This is a genomic window from Streptomyces spiramenti, assembly GCF_012034385.1.
GTDB classification, from domain to species: Bacteria; Actinomycetota; Actinomycetes; order Streptomycetales; family Streptomycetaceae; genus Streptomyces; species Streptomyces spiramenti.
In genome coordinates, this window is record NZ_JAAVJB010000075.1 from 1 (window position 1) to 21,176 (window position 21,176).

Consider the following 21,176-nt stretch of genomic DNA (forward strand, 5'->3'; position numbering starts at 1 on the left):
GCCGTCGGCCGCCCGACGACGCGCTCGCGGGCGGCGGGGCCGGCGGAGCGGCGCCGCCCGGCCGCACGGGCCGGAAGTGGTCGCGTCCGGGCACGCCGATCTGCTCGAACGGGCATCCGGAACACGCTCGCGAGCAGCCGCGTCGCGTCTCGGGACAACTCCCGGATCATGGCCGGTACCGGACCATGGGGAATCCCCGTCCGACCTGTTGACTGTGCCGGGCAGTGGGCGGTTAGCTCACCCCACTCGGGCCGCGTGCGTGCGGCCCCGACAGGAGGCGAACGATGGGCGTGCGACTTCGCGCAGTGCTGGCGGGCATAGCCGCGACCGGACTGGCGGTCACCCTGGCCGGATGCGGCGAAGCAGGTGGCGGTGACGACGGCGGTGGTGACGGCGGCGGCAGTGAGAGCCGCAGCATCGGGCTCCTGCTCCCGGAGAACTCCACGACCCGGTACGAGGCGTTCGACCGCCCGGGTATCGAGGGCAAGATCAAGGAGCTGTGCGAGGACTGCACGATCACCTACAGCAACGCCACCGAGGACACCGCTCTCCAGAAGCAGCAGTTCGACGCGATGCTCACCCAGGGCGTGGACGTGATCATCCTCGACGCCGTCGACGCCGGGGTCACCGAGTCCTGGGTCGCCGAGGCCGCCGACCAGGGCGTGCCAGTCGTCGCGTACGACCGCCTCGCCGAGGGCGAGATCGACGCGTACGTCTCCTACGACAACTTCCGCGTGGGCCAGCTCCAGGGCGAGGCCATGCTGGAGGCGCTCGGTGACGACGCCGAGGGCGCCCGCGTCATCATGATCAACGGTTCGCCCACCGACCCCAACGCGGCCATGTTCAAGGCCGGCGCGCACGACGTCCTCGACGACGTCGTGGAGATCGTCTACGAACAGGACATCGACGGCTGGGACCCGGCGGAGGCCAACTCCACGGTGAGCACCGCCATCCAGGCCCTGGGCACCGACGGCTTCGACGCCGTCTACTCCGCCAACGACGGTATGGCCGCCGGTATCGTCACGGCCCTCCAGAACGCCGGCGTCGGCGAGGTTCCGGTCGGCGGGCAGGACGCCGAATTGGCCGGGCTCCAGCGGATCATCTCGGGGGAGCAGGCCTTCACGGTCTACAAGGCGCTCATCCCGCAGGCGGAGACCACCGGCGAGGTCGCCGTCCGGCTGCTGGAGGGCGAGGACTTCGCCGACCTCACCCCGGACAGCGTGGACAGCCCCACCAAGGACGGCGTGCCCAGCGCTCTGCTGACGCCCGTCGCGGTCACGGCGGAGAACATCGCCGACACCGTCATCGCCGACGGCTTCTACGACGTCTCCGACATCTGCACCCCGGAGTACGCCGAGGCCTGCGCCGAGCTCGGGCTCGACTGAGTCACCCCACGTGCGGGGCCGGGGCAGACCCCCGGCCCCGCCCCGCCCGGGGGCGGCAGGCCGCGCCCCCGGCGGACGCGCCCGCCGGGCCGCCCTCCCGGCGGGTTCCAGCCCGCGAAGGAGCACACCGCACCATGACCACCGCACCGCTGCTGGCGCTGCGTGGCGTCTCCAAACGCTTCGGGGCCGTGCAGGCCCTCAGCGACATCGACCTGGAGATCCACGCCGGCCGTGTCACGGCCCTCGTCGGCGACAACGGCGCAGGCAAGTCCACCCTGGTGAAGACGATCGCCGGGGTCTACACCGCCGACGCCGGGTCGATCGAATGGAAGGGCGGGACGCGGCGCATCGCCCGCCCCCAGGACTCCCAGGACCTGGGCATCGCCACCGTCTACCAGGACCTCGCGCTCTGCGACAACCTCGACGTCGTCGCCAACCTCTACCTCGGCCGGGAGACCCGCTCGCTCGGCGTCCTCGACGAGGTCGCCATGGAGGCGCGCTGCCGGGAACTCCTGGACAGCCTGTCCATCCGCATCCCCAGCGTCCGCATCCCCGTCGCCTCGCTCTCCGGCGGACAGCGGCAGGTCGTCGCCATCGCGCGCGCCCTGATCGGTGAGCCCGAGGTCGTCGTGCTCGACGAGCCGACCGCCGCGCTCGGCGTGGAGCAGACCGCGCAGGTGCTCGACCTGGTGGAGCTGCTGCGCCGCCGGGGGCTCGCCGTCGTCCTCATCAGCCACAACATGGCGGACGTCCGCGCGGTCGCCGACGAGGTCGCCGTGCTGCGGCTGGGACGCAACAACGGAGTCTTCCCCGTCGCCGACACCAGCCATGAGGAGATCGTCGCCGCCATCACCGGCGCAGCCGACAACGCGGTGACGCGCCGCAGCGCACGCACCCTCACCAAGGACGGCGCCGCGCCGTCCCCGGACGCCACGACCGACGGCGACCGGCCCCGCACCTCCGAAGCCGGCGAGGAGACAGCATGACCAGCGCACCCCCTGCCGGCGAGCAGGAGAACGTGGCCGCCGCACCGGCGGTGGACCCCCGGCTGCTGGTCCGCGAACGCGGCATGGCCGGGTACGTCGAGGAGTTCCGCCGCAAGATACGCGGCGGCGAACTGGGCGCCATCCCCGTCGTCGTCGGCCTGATCATCATCGCGGTCGTCTTCCAGTCGCTGACCGGCACCTTCCTCACCCCCGGCAACCTCAGCAACATCACCGTCTACATCGCCGGACCCGGTCTGATGGCGGTCGGGATCGTCCTGGTCCTGCTGCTGGGGGAGATCGACCTCTCCGTCGGCTCGATGGCCGGGCTGAGCGCGGCGATCTGGGCCGTGCTGAGCGTCGGTCAGGGTGTGCACGACCTGCTCGCCATCGTGCTGGCCATCGCCGCTGGCGCCGTGGTCGGTACCGTCCACGGCTTCTTCTTCGCCAAGATCGGCGTCCCCGCGTTCGTCGTGACCCTCGCCGGTTTCCTCGGCTGGAGCGGGCTGCAGATCTGGATCATGGGCAGTGAGGGGACCATCAACATCCCCCGCGACAGCCTTGTCCGGGATTTCAACAACTTCTACTTCAGCGACATCGCCGCCGCCTATGGCCTTGCCCTGGTGATCACGCTCGGTTACGCCGCGGCGATCTGGACGGGCGAGCGGCGGCGCGCGGCGGCCAAGCTGCCCAACCGCCAGCCGATCGACCTCGCCGTGCGGATCGGCCTGGTGGCGGTGGCCGCCTTCACCGTCGCCCACGTCCTCAACCAGCACCGCGGCCTGCCGCTGGCCCTCGTCATCTTCCTGGCCGTCCTCATCGCTGCCGACTTCATGGTGCGGCGCACCTCCTACGGCCGGCAGATCTTCGCCGTCGGCGGCAACGCCGAGGCCGCGCGGCGCGCCGGTATCAACGTGGTGCGGGTCCGGCTGACCGTCTTCACCATCGCCAGCTCGCTCGCCGCCCTCGGCGGCTTGTTCTGGGCGGCGCAGGCGGGCGGGGCGTCGAAGAGCCTCGGCTCCGGAAACCTCCTGATGAACGTCATCGCCGCGGCCGTCATCGGCGGCACCAGCCTCTTCGGCGGACGCGGTTGGATCTGGTCGGCGCTGCTGGGAACCCTGGTCATCCAGTCCATCACCACCGGGCTGAACCTCCTCGGTATGGCGAGCGAGATCCAGTACATGATCACCGGCGCGGTGCTGCTGATCGCCGTCGTCGTCGACTCCGTGTCGCGTCGGACGCAACGCACAGCCGGGCGCACCTGACCCTGCGCCCGGCCACAGCGCGCCCCGCGCACCTCCGGCGCCCCGTCACCGACCGTGTCCGGGCTCCGGTGCGCGGGGCGCGGGCGCGAGGTGATCCACTCGTCTCTCCGGGCCGTCCGGGTGACCTATCTCGCACAGCTCCGCGACGGGCCGCCCGGACGGAACATTAGACTCGACGGATCGGCAACGGTGCCGTCCGCCGTGTGACGGCACGCAGATCGACAGCTAGGAGGCACGGGTGGCGCTGCTGACCCGCATCACGGGACCGCGCGATCTTGACCGGCTCAGCCAGGAGGAGCTGGCGGCCCTGGCCGAGGAGATCCGGACCTTCCTGATCGAATCGATCTCCAAGACCGGCGGACACCTGGGTCCCAACCTCGGCGTCGTCGAACTGACGATCGCGCTGCACCGTGTCTTCGACTCCCCGGCCGACCGCATCCTCTGGGACACCGGCCACCAGAGCTACGTCCACAAACTCCTGACCGGGCGCCAGGACTTCAGCCGCCTGCGGTCCGCCGGGGGTCTCTCCGGCTACCCCTCGCAGGCGGAGTCCGAGCACGACGTCATCGAGAACAGCCACGCCTCCACGGTCCTCGGCTGGGCCGACGGCCTCTCCAAGGCGAACCAGCTGCACGGCCGTGACGACCACGTCGTCGCCGTCACCGGCGACGGCGCGCTGACGGGAGGCATGGCCTGGGAGGCGATGAACAACATCGCCGGCGCCAAGGACCGGCCGCTGGTCATCGTCGTCAACGACAACGAGCGGTCCTACTCGCCCACGATCGGCGGCCTCGCCAACCACCTGGCGACGCTGCGCACCACGGACGGGTACGAGAAGTTCCTCGCCCTCGGCAAGGAGGTCCTCAACCGGACCCCGGTCGTCGGCAAGCCGCTGCACGACGCGCTGCACGGCGCCAAGAAGGGGCTGAAGGACTTCATCGCCCCGCAGGGCATGTTCGAGGACCTCGGCCTGAAGTACGTCGGCCCCATCGACGGTCACGACATCGAGGCACTGGAGTCCGCTCTCCAGCGTGCCCGCCGGTTCGGCGGCCCCGTCATCGTCCACTGCCTCACCGAGAAGGGCCGCGGCTACCGGCCCGCGCGTGAGGACGAGGCCGACCAGTTCCACGCCGTGGGCGTCATCCACCCGGACACGGGCCTTCCGGTGGCCGCGGCAGGAGCCGACTGGACCTCCGTCTTCGGGGACGAGATCGTCCGCATCGGCCGCGAACGACGCGACGTCGTCGCCATCACCGCCGCCATGCTGCGCCCGGTCGGGCTCAAGCAGTTCGCGGACGAGTTCCCCGAGCGGGTGTTCGACGTCGGGATCGCGGAGCAGCACGCGGCGGTGTCCGCCGCCGGCCTCGCCGCCGGCGGGCTGCACCCGGTCTTCGCCGTCTACGCCACGTTCCTCAACCGGGCGTTCGACCAGCTGCTGATGGACGTCGCCCTGCACAAGCTGGGCGTCACCTTCGTGCTGGACCGCGCCGGGGTCACCGGCCCGGACGGCGCCTCGCACCACGGCATGTGGGACATGTCGATCCTTCAGTGCGTCCCCGGACTGCGACTCGCCGCCCCCCGGGACGCCGAGCAGCTGCGGCTCCAGCTCCGCGAGGCCGTGGACGTCAAGGACGCGCCCACGGTGGTCCGCTACTCCAAGGGCGCCGTCGGTCCGTCGGTGCCCTCGGTCGGGACCGTCGGCGGCATGGACGTGCTGCGGGCCCCCGAGGAGGGCACAGACCGCCCCGACGTGCTGCTGCTGTCGGTGGGTGCACTCGCCCCCATGTGCCTGGAGACCGCAGAGCTCCTCGGCCGGCAGGGGCTCTCCTGCACGGTGGTGGACCCGCGCTGGGTCAAACCCGTGGACCCCGAGCTTCCCGGTCTCGCAGCCCGGCACCGCCTGGTGGTCACCGTGGAGGACAACAGCCGTGTCGGCGGCGTCGGTTCGACCGTGGCGCAGGCGCTGCGGGACGCCGAGGTCGACGTCCCGGTGCGTGACTTCGGCATTCCGCCGCAGTTCCTCGACCACGGTTCCCGCAAGGACGTCATGGCGGCCATCGGGTTGACCGCGCCCGACATCGCGCGCGAGGTCACCGGCCACGTCGCCCGGCTCGACGGCAGGCTCGACACCGCCCGCGCCTGAACACCCCGGCCCGTCGTCCGCTTCCGCGGGCGGCGGGCCGCGTCCGTTCCCCTCGGAGCCGCCGCCCGCCGTGGCTTCCGGCCGCAAGGAGCACCACCGTGGCAGACGTCCTCGGCCCCCTGGACCCGGGGGAGTTCCGGCAGCGGGTGCCCGACCTGTCGCTGCTGCTGGCCGACTCCGTGGCCGGGGGCGCCTCCGTCGGGTTCCTCGCCCCGTTCGACGCGACCGCCGCCGCCCGATGGTGGCGCCGGCAGGCCGCGGAGGTCGACTCCGGCGCACAGTCCGTCTGGGTCGGCCAGGACGACCGGGGCGTCGTCGGCGCAGTCGTACTGCACCGGGAGGCCAAACCCAACGCCGCCCACCGTGGGGAGATCAGGAAGCTGCTGGTGCACCGGGACGCACGGGGCGAGGGCATCGGTCGGGAGCTGCTCACCGCGGCCCGGCACCACGCCGCGGCCACCGGGCTTTCCCTGCTCCTGCTCGACACGGCGACCGGGAGCCCCGCGGAGCGGCTGTACCGGAGCGACGGCTGGACCCCGTACGGGGTGGTCCCCGACTTCGCACGCGACCCCGGGGGAGCCCTGGACGACTGCACGTTCTTCTACCGTCGGTTGCCCTGACCCTCCCGCCCCGCCGCCGCGAGCGGCGGGACGGGAGCGTCACGCCGGGACGAACTCCACCACGAACAGGTGCGGCCAGAGCTTGCCGGTGACCAGGAAGGCGTCGTGGTCGGGGGAGAACGCGATGCCGTTGAGGACGTCGGCCGCCCGCCGCTCGTCCGACGTGAGCAGACCGGAGGCATCGATCTCGGCGGTGACCCGGCCCGCGTCCGGGTCGATCCGCAGAATGGTGTCGGAGTGCCACACGTTGGCGTACACCTCGCCGCCCACGCACTCCAACTCGTTGAGGTCGTCGACCGCTCCCGACTCGGAGGTCACCCGCACCTCCCCGGTCGGTTCGAAGGTGACCGGGTCCCGGAACCGCAGAGTGTCGGAACCGTCGCTCATCACCAGCCGGTCGGCATCCCGCTGGTGGCACAGCCCCCAGCCCTCGCCCTCGTACCGCACGGTCCGCCGCTCGTCGAGCGTCTCCGGGTCGCGTTCGAAGGCGACACCGTCCCGCCAGGTCAGCTGCCACAGCGCGTCGCCGGTGAGGGTCAGCCCCTCGCCGAAGAGCGGGTCGGCCAGGTCGGCACGGGCGAGTTCCGCGCCGTCCGCCAGGTTCGTCGCGGAGACCCAGGAGCGCCCGGCCCGTCCCGTGCCCTCGTAGAGCACGCCGTCGGCGACCTCCAGCCCCTGCGTGAACGCGCCGGTGTCGTGCGGCAGCGTCTCCAGCACCCGGACCCGCAACTGCTCCGGCGCCGCCCGCGGTTCCGGCTCCTCGGCGTCCCCCGCGGAACGGGCGCCGACCGCGAGCAGCGCGACGGCGGTGGCCGCGGCCACCGCGCCCGCACCCACGGCCAGGGCACGGCCCGAGGCCGGGCGGGGACCGGACACGACACCTCCAGGGCCGGGAAGACACGAACATACCGACGTTCCCCCGAGCTCTGGGCACGACCGGTCCGTCGCCGGTAGCGTCGCACACACGGGCGCGGTGGTTGACCCCGGACGTCACCGGACGCGGGGACCACCGGCGGATTGGGTGGGGCACGTGAGCGACGGTCGATACCGACGACGGGCCTGTCAGGGCCACGCCGACCTGCGGGCGATACAGACGCTCGCCCAGCGGCTGTGGACCGGCGGGCCCGGTCGGTGGCACATCGGGGAGCTCGCGGACCGCCCGATCGTCCCCGGGGCCGCCACCCTGGCCGCCCTGGCGCTGTGGGAGCACGAAGGACGGGTCGTGGCCTGGGCCCGCAGGGGTGACGGTTCGTCCGCCGGGCACCCGCTGCGGCTCCAGATCGACCCGGCGCACGTGGAGCTGACGGACGAACTGCTCGACTGGGCCGCCGAATCGCCTCTCCCGGCCGCCGCCACCGCTGCCGGGACCGCACGGGCCGGGGGCGCGGTCCTCGCCGTCGCCGACAGCGAGGGGGAACTGCTCGCGCGGCTGCGTGCCGCCGGTTACCGGGAGACCACGGGGGGCAGTCCGGTGCTGCACCTGCGCCGCACGCTCACCGACCTGCCCACTCCGCAGACCCCGGAGGGGCACTGGCTGCGGCACGTGCGCGGTGACGCCGACGCCGGGGTCCGCGCGACGGTCGGCGCCTGGGCCGGGGAGGACCCCGCCGTGGCGAGGGAGGAGTGGCTGCGCTCCACCCGCCGGTGGCCGTACCGCCCGGAGCTGGACTGGCTCGCCGGGTTGACCACCTGCGGAGCCGGGGTCGCGGCCCGCCTGGCGTGGCTGGACGACGTCAACCGCTCGGCCGCGCTGGAGCCGGTCCAGGTCACCGGCGGTGTCACACAGGCGTGGCTGGTGCGGGCGACCACGCTGGCGGCGCTCCACGCCGCCCGGCGGTACGGGGCCGTCGTCTCGACGACCCGGGTGACCGAGGACAGCGAGGCCCACGCACTGCACCGCTCGCTCGGCTTCACCACCGAGGCACGCGAACTGACCATGGCCCGGCAGGGCTGAGGACGCGCCAGGGGCGGCGGCACCGAGGCCCGGCGGCCTCCCGCCGGGCCGCGGGTCAGCCCTCGCCGCGGAGCGACTCCCAGACCGGCTCGGCCCCCGGCGCGTCCACGGGCAGCGCCAGCACCTCCACCCCGTCGGTGCCCGAGGTGCTGAGATCCCGTGCGAAGGCCACCAGATCGGGAACGGAACCCAGCCCGGCGTCGGTGGTGAGCGTGGCAGCGGCGGCCTCCGCGACCCGGTAGAGAGTGGTGGGGCTCCCCAGCACGTCCTGGTCCCGGATCTCCGCCAGCAGGGCCACCAGCAGCCGCTGCTGCTCCTCGGGACCGGCCGCGCGGGCGGCGGCCATCGCGGCGGAGCCGTCCAGCCGCTGCGGGCCCGCGGCGAGCGTGACGCCGCTGCGGTCGTCGCGGACCGGCTCGGTGAGCTCCACGCTGATCCCGCCGAGCGCGTCCACCAGCTCCCCGAGGCCGGCGACGTCCACCTCGATGTAGTGGTCCATCCGCATCCCGGAGAGCCCCTCGACGACCCGCACGACGCACCCGGGGCCGCCCGCGGCGCGGACGGTGTGGAAGGCGACGTCCGCCGTGGGGGTGTCGGGCCGTCCCTCGTCGGCGTCGTCGGTGTTCCCCGCCGCAGGCACCCCCGCGCCGGGCGGCGCCTCGGTCGCGCAGGTCGGGGCGGGGACCGGGTGGGTGGCGGGGATGCCGACCGCCGTCGGCGCGCCACCGCCGTCGGGCAGGCGCACCACCACGGCCGCCCCGGAGGTGGGGAGTGCCTCACCGCTCGCCGGGGGAGCGGCGCCGGGGCGCTGCCCCGGGCCATCGAGGTCGGAGGCGGAGTCCGTGCCGAGCACGAGGATCGCCCGCCCGCCCTCCGGCCGGTCCTCCGGTCGCTCGGCGCCCTGCTCCGCCAGCTCGGCGTCGATGTCGACGCTGCTGAGCTTGCCGTTCAGCTGATGGTAGAGCCAGCCTCCCGTGCCCAGGACGGCCAGCGCGAGCCCGAGCAGCCCCCAGAGCAGCGCCCGCCGCGTGCGCCTCGGCCGGTCGGTACCGCGGGCGGCGGGGCGGGAGCGACCGGGGGAACGAACGGGCATCCGCGGACTCCTCGGGTCTATCTACGGAAAATCATCTGATGCCGGATGATAGGACGCGTCGACCCGGTGTCGGCCCCGCCGTGCGCGTGACGGCCACCACAGCCGATGCGTGCCGCCCGCACGGCGGACACACGCACTCCGGTACGCATGACGGCGCCCGCCCACCCCCGGGCGGGGTTGGGCGGGCGCCGTCATGCAAGCCGCTCAGCGGCGGCTCGGGGCGGTGGGCGGCGGCGTCAGGCGGGGACGTCCGCGACACCCGGGGCGAGCAACCGCCGCCCCAGCACCCGCTCGGAGACCCCGGACCGGTCCAGGTACGGCGTGATCCCACCCAGGTGGAACGGCCAACCCGCGCCGGTGATCAGGCAGAGGTCGATGTCCTCCGCGGCGGCGACGACACCCTCCTCCAGCATCAGGCCGATCTCCTCGGCGATGGCCTCCAGCGCCCGGTCGCGGACCTGCTCCTCGGTCAGCGCGGCGTCGCCGGTCTCGAAGAGGGCCAGCACCTCCGGATCCAGCTCCGGCCGACCCGAGTCGTGGACGTAGAAGGCCCGCTTGCCGGCGGTCACCACCCGGGTGAGGTTCGGCGAGACCGCGAACCGGTCGGGGAAGGCGGCGTGCAACGTGCCCGCGACGTGGTGCGCGACCGCCGGGCCGACCAGCTCCAGCAGCTGGATCGGCGACATCGGAAGTCCGAGCGGTGCCAGCGCGCGGTCGGCGGTCGCGATGTCGGTGCCCTCGTCGATCGAGCCGAGCACCGACCCCATGAAGCGTGTCAGGATGCGGTTGACCACGAACGCGGGCGCGTCCTTGACCAGTACCGACGTCTTCTTGAGCTTCTTGGAGACCGCGAAGGCGGTCGCCAGCGAGGCGTCGTCGGTCTGCTCGGCCCGCACGATCTCCAGCAGCGGTAGCACGGCCACCGGATTGAAGAAGTGGAAGCCGACGACCCGCTCCGGGTGCGCCAGCCGCGACGCCATCTCGGTGACCGACAGCGAGGAGGTGTTGGTCGCGAGGATCGCGTGCTCCGGGACCACCGCCTCCAGCTCCGCGAACACCTGCTGCTTGACGCCCATCTCCTCGAAGACGGCCTCGATCACGAAGTCCGCGTCCGCGAACGCGGTCGCCTTGTCCAGCGAGCCGGTCACCAGCGCCTTGAGGCGGTTGGCCTGGTCCTGGCCGACGCGGCCCTTCAGGAGCAGCATGTCGATCTGCTCGTGGACGTGGCCGACGCCCTTGTCGACCCGCGCCTGGTCGATGTCGGTGAGCACCACCGGCACCTCCAGGCGGCGCGCGAACAGCAGCGCCAGCTGGGACGCCATCAACCCGGCGCCGACGACGCCGACCTTGGTGACAGGGCGGGCCAGGCTGCGGTCGGGGGCACCGACCGGGCGCTTGGCGCGCTTCTGCACCAGGTTGAAGGCGTAGATGCCGCTCCGCAGCTCCCCGCCCATGATGAGGTCCGCAAGCGCCTCGTCCTCCGCGGCGAAGCCGGCCGCCACGTCGCCGTTCTTGGCGGCGGCGACGATGTCCAGCGCCCGGTAGGCGGCGGGCGCCGCGCCGTGGACCTTGCCGTCGGCGAAGGCGCGGGCCGCGGCGACCGCGCGGTCCCACGCCTCGCCGCGGTCGACCTCGGGTCGCTGCACGGTGAGCTCACCGCGCAGGACCGCGGAGGTCCAGTGCAGCGACTGCTCCAGGAAGTCCGCCGAGTCGAAGATCGCGTCGGTGATGCCGAGCTCGTGGACCTTCGGGGCCTTCAGCATGCGGTTCTGGCTGAGGGAGTTCTCGATGATCACCTTCAGCGCGCGTTCGGCGCCGATCAGGTTGGGCAGCAGGGTGCAGCCACCCCAGCCAGGTACCAGTCCGAGGAAGACCTCGGGCAGGGCGAACGCCGGCGACTGCGCCGCGATGGTGCGGTAGGTGCAGTGCAGGCCGACCTCGACACCGCCGCCGAGGGCCGCGCCGTTGTAGTAGGCGAACGAGGGGACCGGCAGCTCCGCGAAGCGCCGGAACACGTCGTGCCCGCCGCGGCCGATGGCCAGCGCGTCGTCGCGGTGGCGCAGCAGTTCGACACCCTTGAGGTCGGCGCCGACCGCGAAGATGAAGGGCTTGCCGGTCAGGCCCACCGCGACGATCTCGCCCCGCTCCGCCTCCGCGGTGACCCGGTCGAGCGCCGCGTCCAGCTCGCCCAGCGAGCGCGGGCCGAAGGTGGTGGGCTTGGTGTGGTCCAGCCCGTTGTCCAGCGTGATGAGCGCGAACCGCCCCCCGCCGGCGGGCAGCTCCAGATGGCGGACGTGCGCGGTGGTGACGACCTCGTCGGGGAACAGCTCGGCCGCTGCCTTCAGACGTTCTGCGGTGCTCACTTGCCCTCCCAGTGGGGGTTCTCCCAGATGACGGTCCCGCCCATGCCGAAGCCGACGCACATGGTGGTCAGGCCGTAGCGGACATCGGGCTGCTGCTCGAACTGCCGTGCCAGCTGGGTCATCAGCCGGACCCCGGAGGACGCCAGCGGGTGGCCGAAGGCGATCGCCCCGCCGTACTGGTTGACGCGCGGGTCGTCGTCGGCGATGCCGTAGTGGTCCAGCAGCGCCAGCACCTGGACGGCGAACGCCTCGTTGACCTCCAGCAGGCCGATGTCACCGATCGACAGGCCGGCCCTGGCCAGCGCCTTCTCGGTGGCGGGCACCGGGCCGACGCCCATGACCTCGGGCTCCACGCCGGCGAAGGCGTAGGAGACCAGTCGCATCCGGACCGGAAGCTCCAGCTCGCGCGCCACGTCCTCGGCAGCGATGAGCGAGGCGGTGGCGCCGTCGTTGAGCCCGGCGGCGTTGCCCGCCGTCACCCGCCCGTGGGGCCGGAACGGGGTCTTGAGCCCCGCCAGCTGCTCCGGCGTGGTGCCCGGCCGCATCGGCTCGTCGGCGGTGGCCAGGCCCCAGCCCGTCTCGCCGCTCTCCGACTGGGTGCGGCGGACCGAGATCGGCACCAGGTCGGGCTGGATGCGGCCGTCGGCGTACGCCTTGGCTGCCTTCTCCTGGCTGCGGGCGGCGTAGGCGTCGGCCCGCGCCCGGGTGAGGTGCGGGAACCGGTCGTGCAGGTTCTCGGCGGTCATGCCCATGAACAGCGCGGACTCGTCCACCAGCTTCTCGGAGACGAAGCGGGGGTTGGGGTCCACCCCCTCACCCATGGGGTGGCGGCCCATGTGCTCGACACCGCCGGCCACCGCGACGTCGGCAGCGCCGAACGCGATGGCGCCCGCGGTGCTGGTCACGGCGGTCATCGCGCCGGCGCACATGCGATCGATGGAGTACCCGGGCACCGAGGTCGGCAGCCCGGCGAGGATCGCGGCGGTGCGGCCCAGGGTCAGCCCCTGGTCGCCGATCTGCGTGGTCGCCGCGACGGCGACCTCCTCGATCCGCTCCGGCGGCAGTCCCGGGTTGCGTCGCAGCAGCTCCCGGATGCACTTGACGACCATGTCGTCGGCGCGGGTCTCGTGGTAGATGCCCTTCGGCCCCGCTTTGCCGAACGGTGTGCGGACGCCGTCCACGAAGACGACTTCCCTGACGGTACGAGGCACGATTGGCTCCTCCAGGTGCGCGCGGCTGCTCCTTCGCGCCCAATGCTACTCGCCGGTAACTGTGTGGCAAGGTCTGGCCCCCGGGGATCGCCGTTGATCACGTCCGCCCGGGGTGGCGACCCTCGGCGCGCGCGGCCGGCGGAGACGCGACCGCCCCCGGAACCGCGAGGCGGTCGGGGGCGGTCGGTGCGTCGGGCCGGCCGTGGTCAGGGTGTGGCGGTGAGCGCCTCGACCAGCAGCGGAACGGTCTGGCGCCGCTGCCAGTCGCGGGCGCCCAGTTCCCGCAGCGCCTCGTCGACGGCTGCCGCGTCCGCCTCCGCCGGCGGCTCCCAGCACAGACGGCGGACGGTGTCGGGGGTGAGGAGGTTCTCCTGCGGGAGGCTCAGCTCCTCGGCCCGCTCGGTGACGGCCGCGCGTGCCGCGGTCAGCCGCGCCGCCGCGACGGGGTCCTTGTCCGCCCAGGCACGGGGCGGGGGCGGCCCGCTGGTGCCCTGGCCCGGCTGCGGCAGTTCGCGCTCCGGGAGCTCCCGGGCGAGGTCGACCGCCGCCTGCCACCGCGCCAGCATCCGCCGGTTGACCCGGTGGCCGAAGCCGGGGAGCGCCGCCATGGCGCGGGTGTCGGCCGGCATCGCCAGGGCCGCGGCCACGATCGCCGCGTCGCTGAGGACCTTCCCGGGGGAGAGGTCCCGTTCCTGGGCGAGTTCGTCGCGGGAGGTCCACAGCTCGCGGACCGCCGCCATCTGGCGCCGGCGGCGCACCTTGTGCATGCCCGACGTCCGCCGCCAGGGGTCCTTGCGGGGCGGTGGGGGCGGAGCGGCGGCGACGGCGGCGAATTCCTCCAGCGCCCACTCCAGCTTTCCCTGCTCGCGCAGCTCGGTCTCCAGGGCGTCCCGGAGGTCCACCAGCAGCTCCACGTCGAGCGCCGCGTACCGGAGCCAGGGCTCCGGCAGCGGGCGTGTGGACCAGTCGACGGCGGAGTGGCCCTTCTCCAGCGAGTAGCCCAGCACCGCCTCGACCATCACCCCGAGGCCGACCCGGGCGAAGCCCGCGAGCCGGCCCGCCAGCTCGGTGTCGAAGAGCGTGGCGGGCGTCATGCCTATGTCGCGCAGGCACGGCAGGTCCTGCGAGGCGGCGTGGAGGACCCACTCGGTATCCGCCAGCGCCTCGCCCAGCGCGGAGAGGTCACCGCAGCCGATCGGGTCGACCAGTGCGGTGCCCGCGCCGTCGCGGCGGAGCTGCACCAGGTAGGCGCGTTGGCCGTAGCGGTAGCCCGAGGCGCGTTCCGCGTCCACCGCCACCGGTCCGGTTCCGGCGGCGAACGCGGCCACCACGGCCGACAGGGCGTCGGGTTCCGCCACCACCTCGGGGACTCCCTCGCGGGGGGCGAGCAGGGGCACCGGCGCGGGGCCGGAGGTCGGCGCGGGCGTCGTCGGGGCCTGGGCGTCGGTCTGCGGGGCGTCGGTCACCCCACCAGGGTAACTGTGTGCGTACGCCGCACCCGTCCACCACCGATGTGTGCCGGGGTCAGTGAATGATGCCGGTACGCAGGGCGACGGCGACCATGCCCGCCCGGTCGCCGGTGCCCAACTTCCGTGCGATGCGGGCGAGGTGACTCTTGACGGTCAGCGCGGACAGCCCCATCGAGACGCCGATCGCCTTGTTCGACTGCCCCTCGGCGACGAGTCGCAGTACCTCGACCTCGCGGCCGGAGAGCTCGCGGTAGCCGTTGGGGTGCCCGTGCGCCCCCGGCTGGCGTCGGTGCATCCGGGCCGCGGCGGCGCCGATGGGGGCGGCGCCGTGTCTCGCGGCGGGGCCGAGGTTGTTGCGGGTGCCGGTGACCACGTAGCCCTTGACGCCGCCGGCCAGCGCGTTGCGGACGGCGCCGATGTCGTCCGCCGCCGAGAGCGCCAGGCCGTTGGGCCAGCCCGCCGCGCGGGTCTCGGACAGCAGGCTGAGCCCCGAGCCGTCGGGGAGGTGGACCTCGGCGACGCAGATGTCGCGCGGGTTGCCGATGCGAGGGCGGGCCTCCGCCACCGAGGACGCCTCGATGACGTCGCGGACGCCCAGGGCCCACAGGTGGCGGGTGACGGTGGAGCGGACACGGGGGTCGGCCACGACCACCATGGCCGTCGGCTTGTTCGGACGGTACGCCACCATGCTGGTGGGCTGTTCGAGGAGCACGGACACCGGGCCTCCCGGGAGGAAGTGGGGGGATGAACCGACTCCTGCCGGAAGGAGTCGGTGCGATCCGGATGCATCCGGATGGACCCGCATCGATGGGTCATAATGTCCTTCGGCAGGAACCCCCACCGCCTTTAGGGGCTGTTCACGAACCGGTGACGCCCCGGCGCGTGCGCCCCGGCCCCCAAGGGCCTTGCGGCATTCCGTCTCACTCGGACGGAGCAGCCTCAGTGGGTCCTCGGGTCACCCCGGCGAGGGGTTCGGCGTCGCGGCAGCGCGGCCACACCGGGCGTCACGGGCTCCGGCGGCAACCCGGCGCACTGCGCGAGCGTCCCGCACCACCCCAGCAGGTGCCCGACCATCGCCGACTCGTCGACCGGGGACCACGACGCGCGCAACTCCAGCTCCGTCGTCGGCGGGCGTTCCGACAGGGCGCCGAACGAGCGGGACACCGCGAGGGTCACCGTCCCGCTCGGCTCCGCCCAGCCCGGCCCGTGCGCGCCGTCCATCGCCTCCGCCAGCCACGACCAGGTGACCTCCGGGAGCAGTGGGTCGGCGCCCAGCTCCGGCTCCATCGCCGCGCGGGCCAGCGTCACCACCCGCATCGTCCCGAACCAGCCGTCCTGGCCGTCGGGGTCGTGGAGCAGCACGAACCGTCCGTCGGCCAGCTCCTCCGGCTCCTCGTCCGCCGCACCCCCGACGTCCGCCGTCGGCAGGACCGACGCCTCCAACGCGTGGGCGAACGGCGCGAGCCGGCGCGGAGGCGGGATCGGCGTGAGCCGGACCTCGCTCCGGGGGCGCGCCGCGGCCAGCGTCTCCACCACCGTCCGGAAGACGGACGGCACACCCTCACCGGGGCTGTTCATAGAACGGGGCTCCTCACCCTTTCGCGCCTGCCACACCATGGCCGGTAACACTAAGCGCCCAACTGGGCGGGATCCGGTAGCCACACCCGCGTGGCGGGGCGCGTACGGGGGGCATGGGAGACTTTCCGATGTGAGCGAGCGCAGCGACATCCCGACGACCCCGGCGGCCGACGAGCGGCTGGCCGACTCCGCCTTCCTCCGTGCGTGCCGCGGCCAGGAGGTGCCCCACACCCCCGTGTGGTTCATGCGGCAGGCGGGGAGGTCCCTGCCCGAGTACCGCAAGGTGCGCGAGGGCACGGCGATGCTGGAGTCCTGCACCCGCCCCGAGCTCGTCACGGAGATCACGCTCCAGCCGGTGCGCCGCCACGGCGTCGACGCGGCGATCTACTTCAGCGACATCGTGGTGCCGCTGAAGGCCGTCGGGATCGACCTCGACATCGTGCCCGGCGTCGGGCCGGTCGTCGCCGAGCCGTTCCGCACCCGCGCCGACCTGGAGCGCCTGCGGCCCCTGGAGGCGGGTCACGTCTCCTACGTGACCGAGGCCGTCCGCCTGCTCACCGCCGAACTCGGCGGCACCCCGCTCATCGGCTTCGCCGGGGCGCCCTTCACCCTCGCCAGTTACCTGGTCGAGGGCGGTCCCTCGCGCAACCACGAGCACACCAAGGCCCTGATGTACGGGGACCCTCAGCTCTGGGCCGACCTGCTCGACAAGCTCGCCGACATCACCGGAGCCTTCCTCCGGGTGCAGATCGAGGCCGGCGCCTCGGCGGTCCAGCTCTTCGACTCCTGGGTCGGCGCGCTGTCCCCGGTCGACTACCGGACCCGGGTGCGCCCTGCCTCGGAGAAGGTGTTCTCGGCGGTCGCCGGGTACGGGGTGCCCCGCATCCACTTCGGGGTGGGCACCGGTGAGCTGCTGGGACAGCTCGGGGACGCGGGCGCCGACGTGGTGGGGGTGGACTGGCGGGTGCCGCTGGACGAGGCGGCCCGTCGCACCGGACACGCCAAGCCGTTGCAGGGCAACCTCGACCCCGCCGTGCTGTTCGCGCCGCGCGAGGCAGTCGAGGAGCAGGCCGCAGCAGTGCTGGCGGCGGCTCGTGACGTGCCCGCCCACATCTTCAACCTCGGGCACGGTGTGCTGCCCACCACCGACCCGGACGCCCTGACCCGGCTGGTGGAGTTCGTCCACACCCGTACCGCCCGCTGAGCCTTCGGCCGCACCGGTCCCGCCGGACGACGGCGACCGGAGCGGCCGGTTTCCGGTCCTGTGGCGCGACGGGGACGGCGCCACTCCTCTCGAAAGGGTGGCCACCGTGCACACCATCGTGATCGGCGGCGGGATCTCCGGACTCGCCGCCGCCCAGCGCCTGTTGGCCTCCGGTACGCGGGTCACCCTCGTCGAGGGCTCCGCCCGCTGGGGCGGCAAGCTCCGCCGCGGTGAGATCGCGGGCGTCCGCACCGACCTGGGTGCCGAGTCTCTGCTGGCCAGACGGCCCGAGGCCATCGAGCTGGCCCGTGCCGTCGGTCTGGGAGGCGCCCTGCGCCCGCCCGCGGTCGGCGGGGCGGCCATCTGGACCGGCGGCTCGCTGCGCCCCATGCCGCAGGGGCATGTCATGGGTGTGCCCGACTCCCCGGCGGCGCTGGTAGGACTGCTGTCGGACGCCGCCATCGCGCGCATCGCGCAGGACGCCCAACTGCCGCCCTCCGAGGTGGCGGACGACGTCTCGCTCGGCGAGTACGTGGCGGACCGCATGGGGGACGAAGTCGTCGACCGGCTCGTGGAACCGCTGCTCGGCGGCGTCTACGCGGGCGATGTCCGGCGGCTGTCCATGCGCGCCACCGTGCCGCAGCTCTTCGAAGCGGTGCGCAGCGAGCCGTCGCTGCTGGCGGCGGTCCGGCGCGTGCGCGGCCAGGCAACGGCGCGTCCGGGTGAGCCCGTCTTCCTCGGCATCGACGGCGGTGTCGGGACCCTCCCCGAGGCCGTCGCCGCCCACTGCGCCGAGGCCGGCGGGACGCTGCTGTCCGGCTCGGCCGCCACCTCGCTGCGCCGCGACGCGCAGGGGTGGACCGTGACCCTGGAGAGCGGACGCGAGCTGACCGCGCCCGCCGTCCTGCTCGCCCTGCCCGCGGGCCCGGCGGCTGCGCTGCTGGCGCCGCACGCGCCGGAGGCCGCGCGTGAACTCCGCGGGATCGAGCACGCCTCGATGGCGCTGGTCAGCCTCGCCTACCGACGTGTGGACCTGGCGCGGCTGCCGCGCGGCAGCGGGTTCCTCGTCCCTGCTGTCGACGGCAGGGACGTCAAGGCGGCCACCTTCGTCACCAGCAAGTGGGACTGGGTCGCCGCCCAGGATCCGGCGATCTTCGTGGTGCGCGCCTCGATCGGCCGCTGGGGCGACGACCGGGCCGCCCACCGGGACGACGCCGAACTCGTCGAGCTCGCCCGCGCCGACCTGCGGGAGGCCGTGGGTCTCGGCGCCCGGCCGGTCGAGTCCGTCGTCACCCGCTGGGTCGACGGGCTCCCCCAGTACGAGGTCGGGCACGTGGACCGGGTGGCCCGTATCCGCTCGGCCGTCGCCCGGCTGCCCGGGGTCGCCGTCTGCGGTGCGGCCTTCGACGGTGTCGGGATCCCCGCGTGCGTCGCCGGGGCGCGCGACGCGGTGCGGGAGCTGGCGGCCACCCTGCCGCCGGGCCCGACGGCAGGGGCGGGAGAATGACGGCATGAGCGCTTCACCGGAGAAGGCCCCCAACGCGGGCAAGATCGCCAAGGAACTCAACGACACCATCCGCTACACCCTGTGGTCGGTGTTCCGACTGCGCGACGTCCTCCCCGAGGACCGGGACGGCTGGGCGGACGAGGTCGAGGAGCTGTTCAAGGAGCTCGCCGCCGACGACGTGACCGTCCGCGGCACCTACGACGTGTCCGGGCTGCGTGCCGACGCCGACGTGATGGTCTGGTGGCACGCCCCGACCTCCGACGCGCTTCAGGTGGCGTACAACCGGTTCCGCCGCACCCTTCTGGGCCGCGCCCTGGAACCGGTGTGGTCGAACATGGCGCTGCACCGCCCGGCCGAGTTCAACAAGTCGCACATCCCGGCGTTCCTCGCCGACGAGACGCCGCGCGAGTACATCAGCGTCTACCCCTTCGTGCGGTCCTACGACTGGTACCTGCTGCCCGACGAGGAGCGGCGTCGGCTGCTCGCCGAGCACGGCAAGATGGCCCGGCCCTACCCGGACGTGCGCGCCAACACCGTGGCCTCGTTCTCGCTCGGCGACTACGAGTGGATCCTCGCCTTCGAGGCCGACGAGCTCCACCGGATCGTGGACCTCATGCGTCACCTGCGGGCCTCCGAGGCGCGGATGCACGTCCGTGAGGAGGTGCCCTTCTACACCGGGCGCCGCCGGAGCCTGACCGAGCTGGTCGAGGGCCTGGCCTGACCGCACCGCACCGGTGAGGGGAACGGGCCGGTCCGGCCGCTCCCCTCACCGTCGTGAGGGCCGCGCCGCCCGCTCACGGCCGGGGTTCGGGGCGCGCCTCGCACGTGACCCGCCGGCCCTCCGGCAACACCCCGCGGAGCAGGTGGTCGGAGACCAACCGGTCGACGCAGCTGTTGCCGCCGGTGACGCCGTGCCGCCCCCCGCCCTCCTCGGTCACCAGCACCGAGCCCGGCAGCCGGCGATGGGTCTCCGTCGCGCCCTCGTACGGCGTCGGGGCGTCCCGGGTGCCGTGCACCAGCAGGACCGGCGGCGGCGCGCCCGCCTCGTCGGATCCGACCCGCGGCGGGGTGCCGTGGGGGAGCGGCCAATGGGCGCACGGCAGGTTCTCCCGAGCGTTCTCCCAGGTCGCGAACGGGGCCGTCTCCGCCGTGCGGCGCAGGTCCCGCCGCCACTGACCCGCGTCGCGGGGCCATGGCGCGTCGTTGCACTGCACCGCTGCGTAGACCGCCGCGGCGTTCTCCCGGGCGACCGCGTCCCGCGGATCGGGATGCGCCAGTGCCCGCAGCGGTTCGGGCCGCCCCGCTGCGAACTCCGCCAGCGCGCGGGCGATCCGCGGCCAGTCCGCGTCGTCGTAGGCGGCGCCGCGGAAGGCGTGGTGCAACTCGCCGGCACCGACCCGTGAGCCCGGTACGAGTCCGTGCTCACCTGCCTCGTCCGCGGCGCGCCGGTGGTGGGAATCCACCTCCTCCGCGGTGGCGCCCAGACCGTAGGCGGCGTCGTGCCGTGCGACCCAGTCCAGGAACTCCTCCCACCGCTCCTGGAAGGCGGTGGACTGCCGCAGATTGCCCGCGTACCAGATCCGGTCCTCTCCCGGGTGGACCAGGCTGTCCAGCACCATCGACCCGACGGAATCGGGAAACCGTGAGGCGTGGACCGCGCCCACGTAGCTGCCGTAGGACATGCCGAGGTAGTCCAGCCGGTCCTGCCCCAGGGCGCCGCGGATCACCTCCAGGTCCCGGGCGTTGTCGGCTGTGGTGATGGTGGGCAGCAGTCGAGGTGCGCCCGTCAGGCAACCCTGTGCGTACCGGGCCGCGTCGGCGTGCATCGCCGCCTCCTGCGCCGCGGTCGGATCGGTGGGGGAGGGGCTCGGTCCGGGGCGGAAGCTCTCGGGAGGGGCGCAGGAGAGTCCGCCGGAGGGGCCCACGCCGCGCGGCGCGTAGCCCACGAGGTCGGAGCCGGCGTGCAGGTCGCGCCAGACCCGTTCCGGGTGCTCCCGTGGTCGGAGCGTCATCCGCCTGCCGTCGGCACCCGGGCCGCCGGGGTGCAGCACCAGCGTCCGCGCGTCGTCCGGAGCGTCCCCGGTGGCCGGGCCCGGCGCGGCGGGGAGCCTGCTGACGTGCAGTGCCAGGCGGTCGCCGAGGGGGTCCGCGTAGTCGAGCGGCACCTCGACGACGGCGCACTCCACCGGATGCGGCAGCCGGTCGCGGGCCGGACAGCGCTCCCACACCAGTTCCCGGGCGGCGGCGCGTTCCGCCGAGGCCGTGGCGTTGGCGTTCAGCCGCGACTCCTCGCCGGGGTCCGCGGCGGTGTCGGCGGATCCGGGCACGGCGGGCACGGCGGGCGGGGCGGCCGGTGGCGTGGTCGCCGAGGCCGCGGCGCCCGGTGCGAGCAGCGCCAGTG

17 protein-coding genes are annotated in these 21,176 nt (G+C 73.7%); 9 read left to right on the forward strand and 8 right to left on the reverse strand.

The genetic code is table 11. The features are described from left to right. Positions 1–284: 284 nt before the first annotated feature. The 5 genes from HCJ92_RS11525 to HCJ92_RS11545 all read left to right on the forward strand — a co-directional run bounded on the left by HCJ92_RS11525 (position 285) and on the right by HCJ92_RS11545 (position 6,396). Positions 285–1,385 (forward strand): sugar ABC transporter substrate-binding protein, encoded by a 1,101-nt coding sequence (locus tag HCJ92_RS11525; RefSeq protein ID WP_167933420.1) that lies wholly within the window; start codon positions 285–287, stop codon positions 1,383–1,385. A gap of 134 nt (positions 1,386–1,519) precedes the next feature. Continuing rightward, the gene (locus HCJ92_RS11530) at positions 1,520–2,371 is read left to right on the forward strand and encodes an ATP-binding cassette domain-containing protein (RefSeq protein ID WP_167933421.1); all 852 of its coding nucleotides are present in this window, start codon (positions 1,520–1,522) and stop codon (positions 2,369–2,371) included. Further along, positions 2,368–3,633 carry a sugar ABC transporter permease gene (locus HCJ92_RS11535; protein WP_167933422.1) on the forward strand — a complete coding sequence of 422 codons (1,266 nt, stop codon included), beginning with the start codon at positions 2,368–2,370 and terminating at the stop codon, positions 3,631–3,633. Before HCJ92_RS11530 ends, HCJ92_RS11535 begins: the two co-directional genes overlap by 4 nt. A 238-nt stretch (positions 3,634–3,871) precedes the next feature. Next, entirely contained in the window at positions 3,872–5,776 is a 1,905-nt protein-coding gene (dxs, locus tag HCJ92_RS11540) for a 1-deoxy-D-xylulose-5-phosphate synthase (protein ID WP_167933423.1), read from the forward strand. 98 nt (positions 5,777–5,874) lie between these two features. Then, positions 5,875–6,396 (forward strand): GNAT family N-acetyltransferase, encoded by a 522-nt coding sequence (locus tag HCJ92_RS11545; protein ID WP_338054130.1) that lies wholly within the window; start codon positions 5,875–5,877, stop codon positions 6,394–6,396. Between the two features lie 39 nt (positions 6,397–6,435). Here HCJ92_RS11545 and HCJ92_RS11550 read toward each other — a convergent pair whose 3' ends face one another. Beyond that, on the reverse strand, positions 6,436–7,272 hold the full coding sequence (locus HCJ92_RS11550; protein ID WP_338054131.1) for a glutaminyl-peptide cyclotransferase: 837 nt from the start codon (positions 7,270–7,272) through the stop codon (positions 6,436–6,438). 154 nt (positions 7,273–7,426) lie between these two features. Between HCJ92_RS11550 and HCJ92_RS11555 the strand changes: the two genes are divergently transcribed. Continuing rightward, entirely contained in the window at positions 7,427–8,350 is a 924-nt protein-coding gene (locus tag HCJ92_RS11555) for a hypothetical protein (protein WP_167933424.1), read from the forward strand. A gap of 55 nt (positions 8,351–8,405) precedes the next feature. Here HCJ92_RS11555 and HCJ92_RS11560 read toward each other — a convergent pair whose 3' ends face one another. The 6 genes from HCJ92_RS11560 to HCJ92_RS11585 form a co-directional block, all read right to left on the reverse strand. Then, on the reverse strand, positions 8,406–9,443 hold the full coding sequence (locus HCJ92_RS11560) for an LCP family glycopolymer transferase (RefSeq protein WP_167933425.1): 1,038 nt from the start codon (positions 9,441–9,443) through the stop codon (positions 8,406–8,408). A 236-nt stretch (positions 9,444–9,679) separates the two neighbouring features. Then, entirely contained in the window at positions 9,680–11,806 is a 2,127-nt protein-coding gene (locus HCJ92_RS11565) for a 3-hydroxyacyl-CoA dehydrogenase NAD-binding domain-containing protein (RefSeq protein ID WP_167933426.1), read from the reverse strand. After that, positions 11,803–13,017, reverse strand: a complete 1,215-nt coding sequence (locus HCJ92_RS11570; protein ID WP_167933427.1) for an acetyl-CoA C-acyltransferase — start codon at positions 13,015–13,017, stop codon at positions 11,803–11,805. Before HCJ92_RS11570 ends, HCJ92_RS11565 begins: the two co-directional genes overlap by 4 nt. 206 nt (positions 13,018–13,223) lie before the next feature. Further along, positions 13,224–14,483 carry an HRDC domain-containing protein gene (locus HCJ92_RS11575; protein ID WP_167933428.1) on the reverse strand — a complete coding sequence of 420 codons (1,260 nt, stop codon included), beginning with the start codon at positions 14,481–14,483 and terminating at the stop codon, positions 13,224–13,226. A 58-nt stretch (positions 14,484–14,541) separates the two neighbouring features. Beyond that, the gene (locus tag HCJ92_RS11580) at positions 14,542–15,204 is read right to left on the reverse strand and encodes a response regulator transcription factor (protein WP_167933429.1); all 663 of its coding nucleotides are present in this window, start codon (positions 15,202–15,204) and stop codon (positions 14,542–14,544) included. Between the two features lie 221 nt (positions 15,205–15,425). After that, positions 15,426–16,064: a DUF3000 domain-containing protein gene (locus HCJ92_RS11585; protein ID WP_167933430.1), complete on the reverse strand. Its 639-nt coding sequence runs from the start codon at positions 16,062–16,064 to the stop codon at positions 15,426–15,428. Between the two features lie 148 nt (positions 16,065–16,212). Here HCJ92_RS11585 and hemE point away from each other — a divergent pair, with 148 nt between their 5' ends. From hemE to hemQ, 3 genes are all read left to right on the forward strand, one after another. Further along, positions 16,213–17,268, forward strand: coding sequence for a uroporphyrinogen decarboxylase (gene hemE / locus HCJ92_RS11590; RefSeq protein WP_420824699.1), 1,056 nt, complete (start codon positions 16,213–16,215; stop codon positions 17,266–17,268). A 106-nt stretch (positions 17,269–17,374) separates the two neighbouring features. Then, positions 17,375–18,775, forward strand: a complete 1,401-nt coding sequence (gene hemG, locus HCJ92_RS11595; protein WP_167933432.1) for a protoporphyrinogen oxidase — start codon at positions 17,375–17,377, stop codon at positions 18,773–18,775. 4 nt (positions 18,776–18,779) lie between these two features. Then, positions 18,780–19,496 carry a hydrogen peroxide-dependent heme synthase gene (hemQ, locus tag HCJ92_RS11600; protein ID WP_167933433.1) on the forward strand — a complete coding sequence of 239 codons (717 nt, stop codon included), beginning with the start codon at positions 18,780–18,782 and terminating at the stop codon, positions 19,494–19,496. A gap of 73 nt (positions 19,497–19,569) precedes the next feature. On the opposite strand, the gene HCJ92_RS11605 is transcribed toward hemQ, so the two are convergent. After that, the coding region (locus HCJ92_RS11605) for an alpha/beta hydrolase (protein ID WP_338054133.1) at positions 19,570–21,176 on the reverse strand (1,607 nt) is incomplete at its 5' end.

Bases quoted from the DNA above. Each gene is read 5' to 3' on its own strand.
- HCJ92_RS11525 (WP_167933420.1), top strand. From the start codon at position 285: ATGGGCGTGCGACTTCGCGCAGTGCTGGCGGGCATAGCCGCGACCGGA.
- HCJ92_RS11530 (WP_167933421.1), top strand. From the start codon at position 1,520: ATGACCACCGCACCGCTGCTGGCGCTGCGTGGCGTCTCCAAACGCTTC.
- HCJ92_RS11535 (WP_167933422.1), top strand. From the start codon at position 2,368: ATGACCAGCGCACCCCCTGCCGGCGAGCAGGAGAACGTGGCCGCCGCA.
- HCJ92_RS11560 (WP_167933425.1), bottom strand. From the start codon at position 9,443: ATGCCCGTTCGTTCCCCCGGTCGCTCCCGCCCCGCCGCCCGCGGTACC.
- HCJ92_RS11585 (WP_167933430.1), bottom strand. From the start codon at position 16,064: ATGAACAGCCCCGGTGAGGGTGTGCCGTCCGTCTTCCGGACGGTGGTG.
- hemQ (WP_167933433.1), top strand. From the start codon at position 18,780: ATGAGCGCTTCACCGGAGAAGGCCCCCAACGCGGGCAAGATCGCCAAG.